Source organism: Enterococcus sp. DIV1444a (assembly GCF_051712125.1).
In the GTDB taxonomy this organism is placed as follows: domain Bacteria; phylum Bacillota; class Bacilli; order Lactobacillales; family Enterococcaceae; genus Enterococcus; species Enterococcus faecalis.
This window is the reverse complement of record NZ_JBIOOG010000001.1, coordinates 436,910-451,982: the sequence shown is the minus strand read 5'-3', so window position 1 is coordinate 451,982 and position 15,073 is coordinate 436,910. Positions and strand designations below refer to the sequence as shown.

14 protein-coding genes are annotated in these 15,073 nt (G+C 38.7%); 6 read left to right on the top strand and 8 right to left on the bottom strand.

The features are described from left to right. The first annotated feature begins 191 nt into the window (after nucleotides 1–191). Both IGI87_RS02425 and IGI87_RS02420 read left to right on the top strand, forming a co-directional pair. Nucleotides 192–1,211, top strand: a complete 1,020-nt coding sequence (locus tag IGI87_RS02425) for an acyltransferase family protein (protein ID WP_280211308.1) — start codon at nucleotides 192–194, stop codon at nucleotides 1,209–1,211. A gap of 249 nt (nucleotides 1,212–1,460) precedes the next feature. Next, nucleotides 1,461–2,681: an IS110 family transposase gene (locus IGI87_RS02420; RefSeq protein WP_438736158.1), complete on the top strand. Its 1,221-nt coding sequence runs from the start codon at nucleotides 1,461–1,463 to the stop codon at nucleotides 2,679–2,681. Between the two features lie 379 nt (nucleotides 2,682–3,060). Here IGI87_RS02420 and IGI87_RS02415 read toward each other — a convergent pair whose 3' ends face one another. From IGI87_RS02415 to IGI87_RS02400, 4 genes are all read right to left on the bottom strand, one after another. Next, complete coding sequence (locus IGI87_RS02415) at nucleotides 3,061–3,294, bottom strand: hypothetical protein (protein ID WP_002355504.1); 234 nt, start codon at nucleotides 3,292–3,294, stop codon at nucleotides 3,061–3,063. 145 nt (nucleotides 3,295–3,439) lie between these two features. After that, nucleotides 3,440–4,855, bottom strand: a complete 1,416-nt coding sequence (gene pepV, locus IGI87_RS02410) for a dipeptidase PepV (protein WP_002358655.1) — start codon at nucleotides 4,853–4,855, stop codon at nucleotides 3,440–3,442. Nucleotides 4,856–4,988: 133 nt separating this feature from the next. Next, a complete protein-coding gene (locus tag IGI87_RS02405; RefSeq protein ID WP_280211303.1) occupies nucleotides 4,989–5,723 on the bottom strand; it encodes a pseudouridine synthase in 735 nt (244 codons plus the stop codon). Nucleotides 5,724–5,831: 108 nt separating this feature from the next. After that, nucleotides 5,832–7,481 carry a putative polysaccharide biosynthesis protein gene (locus IGI87_RS02400; RefSeq protein ID WP_438736156.1) on the bottom strand — a complete coding sequence of 550 codons (1,650 nt, stop codon included), beginning with the start codon at nucleotides 7,479–7,481 and terminating at the stop codon, nucleotides 5,832–5,834. A 203-nt stretch (nucleotides 7,482–7,684) separates the two neighbouring features. Between IGI87_RS02400 and IGI87_RS02395 the strand changes: the two genes are divergently transcribed. Continuing rightward, complete coding sequence (locus IGI87_RS02395) at nucleotides 7,685–9,211, top strand: UDP-N-acetylmuramoyl-L-alanyl-D-glutamate--L-lysine ligase (RefSeq protein WP_010775579.1); 1,527 nt, start codon at nucleotides 7,685–7,687, stop codon at nucleotides 9,209–9,211. A 64-nt stretch (nucleotides 9,212–9,275) separates the two neighbouring features. On the opposite strand, the gene IGI87_RS02390 is transcribed toward IGI87_RS02395, so the two are convergent. After that, nucleotides 9,276–9,848 (bottom strand): alpha/beta hydrolase, encoded by a 573-nt coding sequence (locus IGI87_RS02390; protein ID WP_002358653.1) that lies wholly within the window; start codon nucleotides 9,846–9,848, stop codon nucleotides 9,276–9,278. Between the two features lie 30 nt (nucleotides 9,849–9,878). Here IGI87_RS02390 and IGI87_RS02385 point away from each other — a divergent pair, with 30 nt between their 5' ends. Next, complete coding sequence (locus tag IGI87_RS02385; protein ID WP_438736155.1) at nucleotides 9,879–10,853, top strand: ring-cleaving dioxygenase; 975 nt, start codon at nucleotides 9,879–9,881, stop codon at nucleotides 10,851–10,853. A 112-nt stretch (nucleotides 10,854–10,965) separates the two neighbouring features. Continuing rightward, nucleotides 10,966–11,139: a hypothetical protein gene (locus tag IGI87_RS02380; RefSeq protein WP_002355495.1), complete on the top strand. Its 174-nt coding sequence runs from the start codon at nucleotides 10,966–10,968 to the stop codon at nucleotides 11,137–11,139. Between the two features lie 75 nt (nucleotides 11,140–11,214). Here the strand turns inward: IGI87_RS02380 and IGI87_RS02375 are convergent, their stop codons facing one another. The 3 genes from IGI87_RS02375 to IGI87_RS02365 form a co-directional block, all read right to left on the bottom strand. Beyond that, nucleotides 11,215–11,685: a C-GCAxxG-C-C family protein gene (locus tag IGI87_RS02375; RefSeq protein WP_438736154.1), complete on the bottom strand. Its 471-nt coding sequence runs from the start codon at nucleotides 11,683–11,685 to the stop codon at nucleotides 11,215–11,217. 52 nt (nucleotides 11,686–11,737) lie between these two features. After that, a complete protein-coding gene (locus tag IGI87_RS02370; RefSeq protein ID WP_438736153.1) occupies nucleotides 11,738–12,466 on the bottom strand; it encodes a YebC/PmpR family DNA-binding transcriptional regulator in 729 nt (242 codons plus the stop codon). A gap of 130 nt (nucleotides 12,467–12,596) precedes the next feature. Beyond that, on the bottom strand, nucleotides 12,597–13,106 hold the full coding sequence (locus IGI87_RS02365; protein ID WP_113794865.1) for a VanZ family protein: 510 nt from the start codon (nucleotides 13,104–13,106) through the stop codon (nucleotides 12,597–12,599). A gap of 127 nt (nucleotides 13,107–13,233) precedes the next feature. Between IGI87_RS02365 and IGI87_RS02360 the strand changes: the two genes are divergently transcribed. Beyond that, nucleotides 13,234–15,060, top strand: a complete 1,827-nt coding sequence (locus IGI87_RS02360; RefSeq protein WP_438736152.1) for a M3 family oligoendopeptidase — start codon at nucleotides 13,234–13,236, stop codon at nucleotides 15,058–15,060. The last annotated feature ends 13 nt before the right edge of the window (nucleotides 15,061–15,073 follow it).

The following is a 15,073-nucleotide window of genomic DNA, read 5'->3' as shown; positions in this document are numbered from 1 at the left end:
GATCGTCACTCTTTCAGTATAATTTAAGACTAACATCCTGCCTAATTTTTTGTTTTAAGCGCAAGTATGTGGGGGGGCTCATTTAATGGCTGCCGGTTCGTATCTACAATTATCTACTCAATGAATGGAAAAATTGTCCTCTTCTGCCTTAAACAAAAGTGAACTGTTTTCTACTAAAAGGAGTGATCATTATGGAAAACGACAAGCGAATTTACAAATGGGACAACGTGAAACTTTTTTTAATTTTCTTAGTGATTTTTGGGCATATTTTAGATCGTGAAGCTTCTCCTTCACGACTCATGGAAACGATCAACTTTTGGATCTATTCATTCCATATGCCAGCCTTTATTTTTGTCTCTGGACTCTTTAGTAAACATGCAATTAAACAACGAAAATATCTACGCTTACTTTCCTTTGTTTGGCTTTATCTCTTAGCGAAGTTGTTGATTACGCTTGCTAATTTCGCCTTTGCAAATAAAATGAATTTTGATTTACTGAATGAAACAGGCGTTCCTTGGTACTTACTTTCCTTAGCAAGCTTCTACTTAATTACCATCTTTCTGCAGCGCGTTCAGCCGAAAATCATGTTGCCCATCATCATTGTTATCGGCTGCGCCTCAGGCTATTTGCCTGTGGAAGGTTTCTTGTCTTTAGGACGGACTCTGGGCTTTTTCCCTTTCTTTTACTGTGGCTACTTAATGGATATTCAAAAGCTGCAAACCTTTTTAGATCATCGCAAAGTCAAATGGGCAGCGATAGGCGTAATTTTATGCTCCTTTTTATTTGTAAATAGTCAATGGTCATTGGCAACGAAATTTTGGGGCTTCTTAACTGGTTGGGCTTCCTATGCTGAAATTAGTCCAGCCTTTGAATACAGTAGTTTCATTCAGCTGTTCTTTTACGTTGCTGCAGCCTTGATGTCTCTTTCTTGGTTTGCATTATTGCCTAACCGAAAGTTACCTTTAAGCGCCCTCGGAAAAGATACCCTCTACCCTTATCTCTTACATATGCCCTTAATTATTCTGTTGGAAAGTGGCTTACAACTAGACACACTCTTCAAAGAATGGTTTACTTTCCGAATCCTGGCACTCTTCTTCTTAGCCCTCTTCATTTTAGCTATTACGAATATGCCTGTGGTGAAACGGGGAGCGGATTATCTTTTTAATCCGATTGCGTATGTATCGACAAAACAATGGTTAAAAGTTAAATAAAAAAACATACTAAGATTAGAGGGTAAATTCATCGACGGATGAATTTACCTTCTATTGCTCTTTTAAGCGTATAGTTGGATGTGAAAGGAAGACCGACCACAGGCTCTTGGACTTCGAGTCCCAAACAAAAAATGGTCTCCTTCACTGTCATTTTAAAATCTGGTTTAAGTATGTTGGGGCTTCGAGCCCGTGTGAAGGAAATTAGGAACGAAATGAAGCAGTGAAGAACCTTTCAATACTTTTTAGGAGATGAAAATCATGTATGTACTTGCTTTAGATGTCTCAATGGGAAAAAGTTATGCCGTTATTTATCATGAAAATACTTGTCTTTTTGAACAAGAAATTCTTCACGATAAAATACATTTCAATGCACTTCTTCAAGAAATTTATGCTCTTCCAGAACGACCACAAATCGTTTTTGAAGCAACGGGTGTTTATTCAAGAGTCATTGAAACGTTTTGTCAAAAGAATCATTTCGCCTATTGTTTACTAAACCCTTTAGAAGCCAAAAGACAACTGAATATTGACTTACGTTCAGTAAAAACGGATAAACGTGATGCCCATCGTCTCGCACAAACACACGGTCAATTTTTACGGAAACAAAAACAATCGCAATCAGAAATCTATGAACAAACACGTGATTTAGCACGTTTTTATCAACAAGTTGAAGGGGACATTAAACGCATGAGAATGAACCTGCATACCGCTTTACAATTAACTTTTCCAGAATTGGAAACACTTTTCACCAACAGGTTATCAAAACTCGCCTTAAATCTTGTCGAGCTGTTCCCGCATCCTACTTGTTTAGAAGGTTTGAGTCAAACAAAAGTAAAAAATCTTTTGAAGAAAAATACCGATAAAAAAATCTCCGATCAAAAAGCATTGAATAAAGCCCAAACCTTACTTTCACTGGCGCAAAATTCTTATCCAGCAGAATCTAGACAAAGTATTTCTGTTCAAAAAGTGGTGTACTATGCCCAACAATTGAAACAATTACTGGTGACGAAAGAGCAACTCGCTCAACAATTAATTGAAACTGCGCAACAAACAATAGAATTTGATTTGTATCAAAGTATTCCAGGGATTGGTGAACTTTCTGCTGGACTCATGATCGGTGAATTAGGGGACATTCGTCGTTTTTCTTCTCATAAACAATTGAACGCTTTCGTCGGTGTTGATACCAGGAGGTATCAATCTGGAAAATATATTGCCCAAGAACACATGAATAAACATGGGAATCCAAAGGCACGAAAGAATTTGTATTTTATTGTGATGAACATGATCAGGCAACAAGCGGCGGGCCCCAATCATTTGGTGGACTATTACTATAAACTAAAAACGCAACCTTCGCCCAAAAAGCATAAGGTTGCGCTCATCGCCTGCATCAACAAGCTCTTGAAATGTCTCCACTCAATGGTACGACATTCAAGTCCGTATGATTACTCATACACGGCCTCTAACGACCAATAAGGAATATATCCTTAAATAGATTATAGCACACCTAATAAAAAAAATTCTAATTTATTAGGCTTATTTCGTATACTTTTTTTTCGTGATAAAAATAAACGAAAAAACACTTGACTAAACGTAGGAAGAAGAGCGTGGGACAAAAATCACTTTGGATTTTTGCTCCACGCTCAAAAACTGATAAACGGCGAGCACAGAAACAACTTCTCAGGTGACTTCTCGACATACGTCTCGTCACAGTCCAGCCTGCAAAAGAGCTACAGCTCTAAGAGTTGCGATGTTTCACTGTGAAGCATGAACAGATGAAATCATCGTACCTACTTGGTTCTTAGAACTAAACACTTTTGTCTGAGCCTCCACGTTTATCTCAGATTTTTTTCGACTATTGAAACAAGCCTTTAATTTTATCAAACAAACCATCGGTCGTTGTATCAGCTAACATCGCTGTAATTTTATGATAGTGTTCGCCTAATTCATCTTTATGTTCTTCAATGAATTGTTGGGCATGTTCCACGTTGCCTTCTCCAATTAAATCTTTTGCTTTTTGAACTAATTCTTCTACGTTCATCTTCACACGTCCTTTGATTAAATAGTTAACAATAAGTGTTTCACTCATTGCGTTTTCTCCTATTTATCGTATCGTGGGATCCTTTGATTTGCAAGAAATTTTCAGTAAATTGACGGTTCTGATTTTGGGTTTTTAAAAGGCAAAAATTGCAAAAAAAAAGCTGTTTTCGAAAATCGAAAACAGCTTTTTTACTTTACTTCGCTAAACGATAAATCGCATCTGCATAAATAGCAGCTGCTCGGAATAAGTCATCTAATTCCATAAATTCGTTGGCTTGGTGCATTGTGTCTGTGTAGCCAGGGAACATTGCACCATAGGCAACACCACGTTTTAATAAGCGGCCATAAGTACCGCCACCAATGATTTGTTCTTGGCCTTTTTCGCCTGTATGGTCTTCGTAAACTTGTAGTAACGTTGCCACCAATGGATCATCAACTGGTACATAATGCGGTTCTTGGTTGCGATCTCCTTGTGTTGCAGTGACCGTTTCACCGACTGTTGCTTGAACTTTTGCTTGTAATTCTTCTGCTGAAGTTCCTTTTGGATAGCGGAAGTTTAATGTTACTAAGCTATTTTCAGGATTTTCTGGATCAAAGTTAACAATCCCAGCGTTCATTGTCAATTTACCCATTTTTTCGTCTTCAAAAGCCACGCCTAATTTTTCGCCATAAAAATCTTCATGGATAAATTCAGCAATGGTATTAATAAAGCTGTATGCACCTTCTGCAAAGCTGTAATCATTTAAGAAAGTTGCCAAGAAAGTCGCTGCGTTAATTCCAGACTGTGGGCTAGCACCGTGAGCACCTTTACCAACTACATGGAAAGTCACTGTTTTATCTGAAAGTTCTGCATTACCTGAAATTTTTGCTTCTTGTTTGATGAATGTTTCAAAGCTAGCAGCTAGTGAAGCCGCTTCGTCTGCTGAAGCAGCCGTTACAACAGCATCTGCTGTTCCCGGAACCATGTTTTCACGTAAGCCAGATTTGAAGCTTTCTAGTTTATAATCAGCGCCGTTACCGCCTCGGAAAGTTAAACGAATAGTCACATTTCCTTTTTCCCCATTAATAATTGGGAACTCAGCATCTGGTGAGAAACCAAAGTCTGGCGCTTCTTCATGTTGGAAATAGTAATCCATATCGCCCCAGCCGCTTTCTTCGTCACTCCCTACTACGAAACGAATTTTTTTAGACACGGGTAAGCCTAATTCTTTGATAATTTTCATTGCGTAATAAGCAGCCATACTTGGGCCTTTATCATCACTCGCACCACGTGCATAAATTTTGCCATCTTTAATGACTGGTTCATAAGGATCTGTTTCCCAACCATCACCAGCAGGAACAACGTCCATATGACCAAAAATTCCTAACGTTTCATCGCCTTCACCATATTCAATATGTCCAGCGTAATTGTCGACATTTTTCACCGTAAAGCCATCACGTTCACCATACGCTAACATGTGTTTTAAGCCAGCAACTGGCCCAGGTCCAAAGGGCGCTTCTGGTGTTGCTTGTGCATCATCACGTTCACTGTTGATCCGTAATAAGTTTTGTAAATCTTCTAATAAGTCGTCTTTACGTGCTTCGACTTCTTTTGTCCAATCAATTGTCATTTGTTGTCACTCCTATTCATAAAGTTCTACATAGTCAATCATACCATTTTATGCAGAAAAAGAAAGAAACCCGACACTATTTTTCGAGAAAATTTTTATCTTTTCCGTAGAAAGTGCTGGGTTTTTGTTTATTTTAATTGAGGTATGATTGTTTAGGTTGTAGTTGTTGCAATTCGTCTTCTGTTAAGGGCCGATATTCCCCTAGTTCTAAGGTTTCATCCAACCATAGTTCGCCCATTCGTAATCGTTTTAAATACGTCACAGGTTTGCCTACAGTGGCTAACATCCGTTTGACTTGATGGAATTTTCCCTCTTGAATCACCAAACGGACTACGGAAGTCCCTTCTTCCTGATTGGTCGTCTCAATGACTAGGCGACTCGGTTTAACCATTTCTCCATCTTTTAAGGCAAATCCTTGCGCAAACAGTTGACAATCTTCCGCTGTCACAAGTCCCTCAACTTCAGCTAAATATTCTTTATCCACATGCTTTTTGGGCGATAATAATTGATGCGCTAACTGGCCATCATTTGTTAATAGAAGCAAGCCTTCAGTATCTTTATCCAAGCGACCAACTGGGAACAAGTCGGCACGGTAATCCTGATCAGTTAATAAGTCAATTACCGTTTCATCTCGCTGATCTTCCGTCGCAGAAATGACACCTTGTGGTTTATGCAACATGTAATAAAAGAATTTCTGATACGTAAGAATTTCTCCCATCAAGGCAATTTGATCTGTTTCTTCATTTACTTGTGTTTTGGCTTCTTTTACGACGTCACCATTCACCGTAACGACTTTTTTCTTTAACAATTGTTTGATTTCTTTACGACTACCGATACCAACATCGGCTAAAAATTTATCTAAACGCATTGTCCTTCCTCTTTCCTTTAAAAAAATAGCTTGGGACATAAATCGAATCGATCGATGTCTCAAGCCTTGTCTCTTATGAGAATCTGCTGAAAGGAGTTCAATCAGCTATTATTTAATATTGAATTTTGCACGTAATTTTGCGGCATTTTTCCCTAATAAACGATCAGCTAAGCGAATCTTCAAGACAGAATAGCCATAAAAAGCGCCTCCTACAGCAGCCACAATTACAACGATAATGAAGGCTTGGAAACGTCTAGTTGGATCTAAAAATAGATACAAGAACTGACGGAAAATCAAAGCGATAATCATCATGATGACTGTAATGCAGAACATTAACAATGTTCGCCGTAAGGTTAATTTGTAATTAAAACGTGTCACTTGACGAATTCTTCTTAGAATCAATACGCAAGAAACCGTAAAGCCAATCATCGTTGCTAATAAAGGACCGTAAACTTCAAATAAACGGATTGCGGGGAATTGCACGATTAATTTCACAGCTAAACCAATTCCTAAATAACGCATTGCGTCACGATTTTCATACATCCCCATCAACATATTTGACACTAACATATACAAGCCCAAGAATAAACTAGCGTAACAAGCTTGCACTAATAAAGAAGTGCCTAAAGCATCTGGCATGTAAAAAACAGTGTATAGTGGTTGCGCTAAAACAATCATGCCGAACGTTGCTGGCAACATTACAAACACAAAAAGTTGTAAATTATTACTAATCAAACGCGCTAACTCACGGTGATTTTTTAAGGTGACCGCTTCTGTAATCAACGGCAAGCCAGTAGCCGAAATCGAAGTCGCTAAAGCCACGACAATCATGGTTAATTTGTCCGGATTGGCATTAAAAATACCGAAAAGCTCTCGTAATTGGGTATCTGAATAATCCGTAAACAAACGCATAAAGTTTGAGAAAGTAAACTGATCGACAAGTTTAAAGACCGTCACTCCTGAGCCAACTACGATAAAAGGAATCGCCTCTTTAAAAGTTTCAATCAATAACTCTTTTGGAGCAATTTCATGTTCATTGGCGCTGTGTTCTTCTAAATAATCAAATAATGGTTTTTGCTTGTACATGTAATAACCTAAAACCGCAAAACTTGCGAGCATCCCAATAAACGCTGCGAAAGTGGCTTGGGTCACCGCTGTAACATAATCACCTTCAAAGACTTTCATGATAATAAAGGCGGTTAATAACATATAAAAAACTCGTGCTACTTGTTCAACAATTTGTGATAAAGCAAAGGGCATCATTTCTTGATTTCCTTGGAAATAGCCGCGAATGACACTCATGCTTGGGAAAACTAAAACGGCTAAACTTAATGAACGCATCGTTGGGACTAATTCAGGACCTCCACCAGACAAAGCTGCTAATGCAGGAGATGCCAAATACATCACGATAGCAAAAACCACACCTAAGCCACCCATTAGTTGTAAGGCACGATAAAAGAGCTGTCGACTAATTTTATATTCGTTCAATGAATTATAATGCGAGGTCTGCTTGGCAATCGCACCTGGAATTCCGGCGGTAGAGATCATTAGGAATAAGGCATAAATCGTATACCCCATTGAAAACAAACTGTTCGCTTCGTTTCCGTGCTCGCCCATCCAAGCGTACCAGGGGATGATGTAAATCGCCCCTAACATGCGGGAGATAATATTACTAGCTGTCATCCAAGCTGAGCCTTTGACCATTTTTTCTTGGTTCGTCAGGATTGGTTGATCAACTGAATTTGGTTGATTGATCATTTTGTCCTCCAATATTCTTTGAGTATGCTTTCTTTATTTTAATTGTTCATCTTGGGATATGCAACGACTTTCTCGAAGAATTATCCTATTTTAACATTTCTCATGGATTTTCTCACGCTAACGAGATGGTTTTTTTAAAAGAAAAATAATGCTATAATGACATCAGTTTTGAAATTTCGTTGAAACGTTTGGAGGCAAAAAAAGTGACGATTTCATTATTCGCAATTCGCGATTGCTTAGAAAAAGAAGATTTATTAAAAGAATTTATTTCACCAGAAGGCTGGCACTTGACCCTTTCCGACACGTTAGGTCAACGAGAAGTAACGGCTCTTTCTTACGATTCGAGAGACGTAACAGCAGAAACACTCTTTTTTTGTAAAGGATTAAACTTTAAAGAAATCTATTTAGAAAATGCCGTAAAAGACGGCCTAGAAATCTATGTTTCTGAGGTGCCTTATGAGGTTCCAGCGCAACTAGGAATTATCGTGACTGACATAAAAAAAGCAATGGCTGTGTTAAGCATGGCTTTTTATGATTATCCACAAAATAAATTAAAACTGATTGGCTTTACTGGAACCAAAGGTAAAACAACAGCGGCTTATTTCACCAAATATATTTTAGATGTTGCTACACAACAAAAAACAGCCTTGCTTTCTACCATGAATTCGACATTAGATGGCAAAACATTTTTTAAATCTGCATTGACTACGCCAGAATCTTTGGACTTGTATCGAATGATGGCGACCGCTGTTGCTAACGGGATGACCCATTTTATTATGGAAGTTTCTTCCCAAGCCTACAAAACCAATCGCGTTTACAAGCTATTTTTTGATGTCGGCATTTTTTTAAACATTACCCCCGACCATATCAGTCCAATTGAACATCCAACCTTTGACGATTACTTTTATTGCAAACGTCAATTGATTACACATTCTAAAGTCATTGTGTTGAATCACGAAGCTGATTATTTTCCATTACTTAAAGAAACCGCACAACAACAGAAAGTCCCAGCCATTGTCTATGGCAGTCAGCCAGCTCCAGAAGTTGACTATTCATTCGCTGTTTCTTCAGAGGATTCCTTACGTTTTATCGTTGAAAGTCCCGCAGATGCGTTAGGATTAGCCGGCTCTTATCACCTTCGTTTAGGTGGTGATTTTAACAAAGGTAATGCGTTAAGTGCGGCGATTGCTAGTGTCCTTGTGGGAGCCTCAAAAGAAGAGTGTCAACAAGGGATCGCAGCAACCACCGTCCCTGGCCGAATGGAATCTTTAACGAATACTAATGGCGCAACCGTCTATGTTGATTACGCTCATAACTATGACAGTTTAAAGAATCTTTTAACCTTTGTCCGCGAAGAACATCCTGACGGCCGCTTAATTGTTCTTGTCGGCAGCACAGGAGACAAAGCGATTTCTCGCCGCAAAGACTTTGGTACGGTTCTTTCTGAATTGGCTGATGTTGCAGTCCTAACAACCGATGACCCAGCCAGTGAAGATCCAGCAAAAATTTGCCAAGAAATCCAAGCCCATATTACCAAAGAAATGCCTGTTTACACCGTTTTAGATCGTGGCGAAGCAATTGCTCACGCATTATCTTTAAGCACAACGGCTGATGATGCGATTGTCTTAGCTGGTAAAGGCGCCGACCTTTATCAAAAAGTAAACGGCGTAGATGAACCTTACGCAGGAGACTTTGCTCTTGCGGAAGCTTTCATTAATAAAAAGAACTAAATCATTTAAACACACATGAAAAAACAAGCTGCAACCACTTCTCAGCAAAGGTTGCAGCTTGTTTTTAAAGAACTTCTTTTATTTTCGTTACTTCTTCTTCCGATAAACCATGACCGCCATCCACTAGTAAAAAGTCGACTGGAAAATGTTTCTTTAATTGATTAGCTAAAGAAAGAACTTGTCCCGGAATACTCAACTCATCCTGAGCCCCTGTTGTGACAATCACTTTTGTCGCAAACTCACCAGATACATATTGATAGCCTAAATTGCTTGGATGCAGTAAAATAACAGTGTTAGCAATAGTCGGGTTCTTTTCTAACAGGCCTAAAATAAAATTGGCACCGTTAGAGTACCCTATAAAAATAACTTCATCGTATAACTTTTGCGGTTGCCAAACTTCTTCTAGAAACGCAGTCACTCGCTCATCAAAGTTAGCACGAGGTAAGGCTCCATTAACTAATGGCGCAAAAAAGCGTCGCTGTTCGCCTACACCTTCTGTCCCTAAGTAACTTAGAACACTCGCTTCTGGATAAAGGGTTGCGATGGTCGTTAATAATTGATATTCATTGCCACCAGTACCATGGAAAGCGACAACTAATTGATTAGGTTTCGACCCTTTTTGAAAAAATTGTTTCATTTAATAAACCTCCAAGAAAGGAATTTTACTATGTATGCACAAATTCATCACATCTCTATTTTAAATCGATTGATAAAGCCTACATTTGACTTCTATCATAATACACTGGGATTAAAATTACTAATGAAAACGATCAACCAAGATGACCACACCATGTATCACTTATTTTTCTCAGATAATGAGCAACGAACAGGTACCGAATTAACTTTTTTTGAATTGAATGATGGCCAAGATCAATCATTTGGGACAAATACAATTGAACGAACTATTTTAAAAGTACCAACGCGCGCCTCTTTGGATTTTTGGGCAGAACATCTTGAGCAAGCGGATATCTGCCACTATGGTGTGGAAATATTTAACCAACATCCAATTTTGCGTTTTGAAGCGCCCGATAATACGCAAATGGCGCTTGTCCCTTTACGTGAATTTGAAAACGTGGAAGATTATTTTCCAGCTGAGCATGCTGAAATTCCAGTAGAACATGCAATTTTAGGCATTGATGCAATTCAATTACGCGTCCAATATGCCGCAGCTACCAAACAACCTTTAGTGGATTATTTACATTGGCATGAAAAAGAAACAGTACCTTTTTTTGAAACTGCGCATGAAGTCACCGTTCTGGAAAATCATCATCCACAGTTTTATCAAGAGGTTCATATCATTGATGACCGTACCAATCCGCTTGCCATTGAAGGAATTGGTGGCGTTCATCACGTCGCCTTTGGGGTGGAAGATACGCAAGAATTAACGCAAGTTGATAGTCTGTTAGAGGAAAAGAATTTTACAAACTCAGGAATTAAAGACCGCGAATTTTTCAAATCATTGTATTTTAGAGAACCGAACCACTTATTATTTGAAGTAGCCACACAAAAAGGCCTGCTAGATGCCGAAGCCTATGAAAATCAAAGTCCAAACTTTGATGAAATCCCCCTTTATTTGCCTCACTTTTTGGCAGATCAAAGAGAACGAATCGAAGCGATTTTAGCACAACAACGCCATGAGTAAACAAAAATAGCGGTTAGAACCGCTATTTTTGTTTTTTAATATCCTATTATTGCCCTTTTTTGAAAAAAAGGAGTACACTAATAGTAGATGAACTGCGCAAGGAGGTGAGTACATGTTATCTAAGGAAGAAGTTCTACACTTATTGAACGAAGCAAAAAAAGAAGTCGATCGTTTAGAAACAAACCGCCAAGAAGATTTAGGTAATTCAATCAACTATATTGAAAATGAATTACAGCTCCAACGTGTCTTATCTCAAGTGGAAGCTTATGAAAAAGTACTTGGTTAATTGATTACGCATTAAATGAGAGAGGAGCAACCAGATTCAGGTGAATGAATCTGGTTGCTCCTCTCTCATTTTTTACTAGACTAATTCGTAAGCAAGTTCTCGTGCAATAATTTTTGCGGTTGTTTCAGCGATTTCTCCAGTAAAGCCAATGCATTGTTCCATATGCTCAGGTGAGCTCATCGTCATTTTACTTGTCAAAATACTACAGCAAACCACTCGATGCTTTTGTCGAAAACTTTGATGCAATTCGTTGGCTAAAGCCATCGTTTTATTTACTTGTTCTCCTTTGGCTTCTGTCCGACCAAAAAAGTAACCCAGACACATAACCCCGCCTGAAAGAGCACCGCAAATACACTTCGCACCTCCAACACCTACAGGAAACCCAGAAGCCATGGCCACAGCTTCAATGGGAATCTCCGCATCGAAGTGTTGCCGAATGGTCGCCACAATCGCTTCCGAGCAATAAAAATCACCGTTACGATAATAGGCTTCCGCTTCTTCCCTGATTGCTTGTAAACAAATTCTCTTTTTCAAAATGCCCTCCATTCTGTATCCGCTTTCAATTTATGAATAAAAGGACGCCAAGCATCCCTTTATTTTATCGATTTTCTGCAGAGGTAAATACTTCTGACACATCATCATCGTCTTCTAACTTGTCAACCAAGCGCTCTAATTGCGCTTTTTGTTCATCGTTCAAGGTTAGTAAGGTTTGCGGAACCATTGTTAGTTCAGCTTGTGCTAATGAATAACCTGCTTGTTCTAAAGCATCGCGAACCGCTGTAAAATCTTCTGGTGCTGTGTAAATTTCAAATACTTCTGGTGATGTTTCTAAATCCTCGCCGCCTGCTTCCAAAACGACTTCTAGCATGTCGTCTTCCTCAATTGCATGATCTTCTCGCTTTATGACAATATAGCCTTTACGATCAAACATATAATTCACCGAACCCGTTTCACCTAAAGAGCCACCATTACGAGTAAACGCGACGCGAACATTGGTGGCCGTTCGATTGCGGTTATCTGTTAGCGCATGAACTAAAACTGCCACGCCACCTGGCCCGTACCCTTCATAAGTTACCTCGTCATAATGTTCTCCTTCACCAGCACTACTAGCTTTTTTTATGGCGCGCGAAATATTATCATTGGGCATGTTGGCTGACTTAGCTTTATCGACCGCTAAACGTAAAGCAGGATTCATTGCGGGGTCAGGGCCACCTGCTTTTGCCGCCATATAGATTTCCCTTGAAACTTTTTGGAAAATTTTCCCACGTTTGGCATCTTGCGCATTTTTACGCCCTTGAATGTTGCTCCATTTACTGTGTCCTGACATCCTTGATTCCTCCTGACTTTTCGTTACTATTCTCCTTTATTCTACTCTTCTTTTCAGTTAGGAACAAGCGCTACCAAAAAAAGACCCTCGCTTATCCACCTTTCTGACGAATAAACGAAGCTCTTCTAAATTAGCGTTTTCTTTTTTTATTTTTCTTCAAACCATGAACCACCAAACAAATAACGATGGCTGTCAAAGCACCCATGGCATCCAACATAACATCTTGAAAAAGAGGGGTCCTTCCACCTGTGATCATTTGATGAAATTCATCTAAACCTGCATAGCCAGTAGCAGCTAGCCAGGAAACAACAGCTGTTAAAAACAGGCCTTTGATTCTTGGCACTAATCCAATAAACCAACTACCACCTAATAGAAAATACGTACCAAAATGGGCTCCCTTACGAATAAAAAATTCAATAAATTTACTATAACCACTAGCTTGAATGCTCACTTCACTGCCAGCATATTGAAAAGAAATATTTTTTAATTGTTCTTCAAAAGGATGACTGCTCAGAAGTTTATCTAAAAGACCAACTTGTGACTGCTGTTCATACGTCTGTGATGAACTGAAAAATAAAATGGCCATAATAACAAACGCAATGACTAAATATAAATTACTATCTTTCAAATAATTTTTCATATAATCCTCTTTTCTTGGTTTCAAGTTGCCCCGTGCCTGCCACGGAAAATTCTTTTTTATTATAGTCGGTTTCGAGGGAAAAAGAAACAACTTCTCTTAGGTCTTATGATATACTGAAAAGAAAAAAATGAAAGAAGGATTGGATATGACCTATTCTATTACCTGGGATTTAGACAGTATTTTCCCCAATGGGAGCGAGTCCAAAGAACTTAGCCAACGAATGACTCAATTAACCGAACAGACAAAAGAGTACCATCAATTAATCACAGAATGGACACCAGAAAGTGATCAAGGCAAAGAACAATTTGCTGAAATTTTAACGTTACAAGGGAAAATCTCAAGTGGCTTTTCACAATGTAATAGCTTTTTAACTGCTTTAATTTCTGCCAATACTAATGATACCAAGGCCAAAATTTTATCAGGCGATTTATACAATCTATTGCCAGCAATTCAATTAGCTGAAACCGTTTTTACTAAAAAAATCACCGAGATTTCAGCAGAACATTGGCAAGTCCTGTTAGCCGAAGAACCGTTCAAAACAATGGCTTTTCGCTTAAATGAATTACGTCGTGATGGAAAAAAACTGCTTTCTGAACAAGAAGAAAATATCATCAATACGCTTTCTCTAGATGGTTTAAATGCTTGGAGTACACATTACGATACGATTGTTGCTTCCATCGTGATTCCTTTTGAAGAAAAAGATGGCTCTGTGACGGAACTATCTGCAGGCCAAGCCTTTAACCGCATGATGGGAGATCCTGACAAAGAGGTTCGTCAACGTTTGTTTACAGCTTGGGAGAAAGCTTGGAGTGGCAAAGCTTCAATTTTGGCAGACACCCTAAATCACCTAGATGGGTTCCGTTTATCTGATTACAAATTGCATGGCACTACAGATTATTTAGAAAATCCCTTAAACTATAATCGAATGAGTCAAGAGACATTGACGGTTATGTGGGAAACCATTCAAAAAAATAAACAACCATTCGTCGACTTTTTAACACGCAAAGCGCAATTATTCGGCAAAGAAAAAATGGACTGGCAAGACCAAGATGCGCCAATTATTTTAGGTGATTTAGAAGAAAAAACGTATTCCTTTGATCAAGCCGCTGCCTTTATTTTAGAAAATTTCCGTAAATTCAGTCCGAAAATGGCTGATTTTGCCCAAATGGCTTTTGAAAAAAGTTGGATTGAAGCTGAAGATCGTCCAGGCAAACGTCCTGGGGGTTATTGTACAGAATTACCTGAAACACAAGAGTCGCGGATTTTCATGACCTTTGGCAATTCAATCAACGAAGTAGCTACTTTAGCCCATGAATTAGGTCATGCTTTCCATAGTAGCGTGATGTGGGATTTACCTTCATTGAATCGAGAGTATGCCATGAACGTAGCAGAAACAGCTAGTACCTTTGCAGAATTGATTGTTGCTGACGCCACCTTAAAAGAGGCCAAATCAGATGTTGAAAAGATTAACCTTTTAGACACAAAAATGCAAAATGCCATTGCCATGTTTATGAACATTCATGCGCGTTTTATCTTTGAAAATAATTTTTATCAAGCGCGCCAAAAAGGTTTAGTAGCGGAAGAAGATATTACTGAATTAATGTTAGCGGCGCAAAAAGAAAGCTACAAAGATAGTCTTGGCAGTTATCATCCTCATTTCTGGGCGAGCAAATTGCACTTCTTTATTGATGATGTGCCTTTCTATAATTTCCCATATACTTTTGGCTATCTATTCAGCATGGGTATCTATGCGTATGCCAATCAACAAGGCAGCTCTTTTGAAGACCAATACATTGCGTTATTAAGAGACACTGCTTCGATGACAAGCGAAGAATTAGCGAAAAAACATTTAAATGTTGACTTAACGAAACCTGATTTCTGGCAAGCCGGCATTGATCAAGTCCTAAAAGATGTGGAACAATTCATGACTTTAACTGAAAACTATGTAAACTAAGCAAAAGAGAAGC

Coding starts and splice junctions, on each gene's coding strand:
- IGI87_RS02425 (WP_280211308.1), top strand. CDS start 192: ATGGAAAACGACAAGCGAATTTACAAATGGGACAACGTGAAACTTTTT.
- IGI87_RS02420 (WP_438736158.1), top strand. CDS start 1,461: ATGAAAATCATGTATGTACTTGCTTTAGATGTCTCAATGGGAAAAAGT.
- IGI87_RS02415 (WP_002355504.1), bottom strand. CDS start 3,294: ATGAGTGAAACACTTATTGTTAACTATTTAATCAAAGGACGTGTGAAG.
- pepV (WP_002358655.1), bottom strand. CDS start 4,855: ATGACAATTGATTGGACAAAAGAAGTCGAAGCACGTAAAGACGACTTA.
- IGI87_RS02405 (WP_280211303.1), bottom strand. CDS start 5,723: ATGCGTTTAGATAAATTTTTAGCCGATGTTGGTATCGGTAGTCGTAAA.
- IGI87_RS02400 (WP_438736156.1), bottom strand. CDS start 7,481: ATGATCAATCAACCAAATTCAGTTGATCAACCAATCCTGACGAACCAA.
- IGI87_RS02390 (WP_002358653.1), bottom strand. CDS start 9,848: ATGAAACAATTTTTTCAAAAAGGGTCGAAACCTAATCAATTAGTTGTC.
- IGI87_RS02385 (WP_438736155.1), top strand. CDS start 9,879: ATGTATGCACAAATTCATCACATCTCTATTTTAAATCGATTGATAAAG.
- IGI87_RS02380 (WP_002355495.1), top strand. CDS start 10,966: ATGTTATCTAAGGAAGAAGTTCTACACTTATTGAACGAAGCAAAAAAA.
- IGI87_RS02375 (WP_438736154.1), bottom strand. CDS start 11,685: ATGGAGGGCATTTTGAAAAAGAGAATTTGTTTACAAGCAATCAGGGAA.
- IGI87_RS02370 (WP_438736153.1), bottom strand. CDS start 12,466: ATGTCAGGACACAGTAAATGGAGCAACATTCAAGGGCGTAAAAATGCG.
- IGI87_RS02365 (WP_113794865.1), bottom strand. CDS start 13,106: ATGAAAAATTATTTGAAAGATAGTAATTTATATTTAGTCATTGCGTTT.
- IGI87_RS02360 (WP_438736152.1), top strand. CDS start 13,234: ATGAAAGAAGGATTGGATATGACCTATTCTATTACCTGGGATTTAGAC.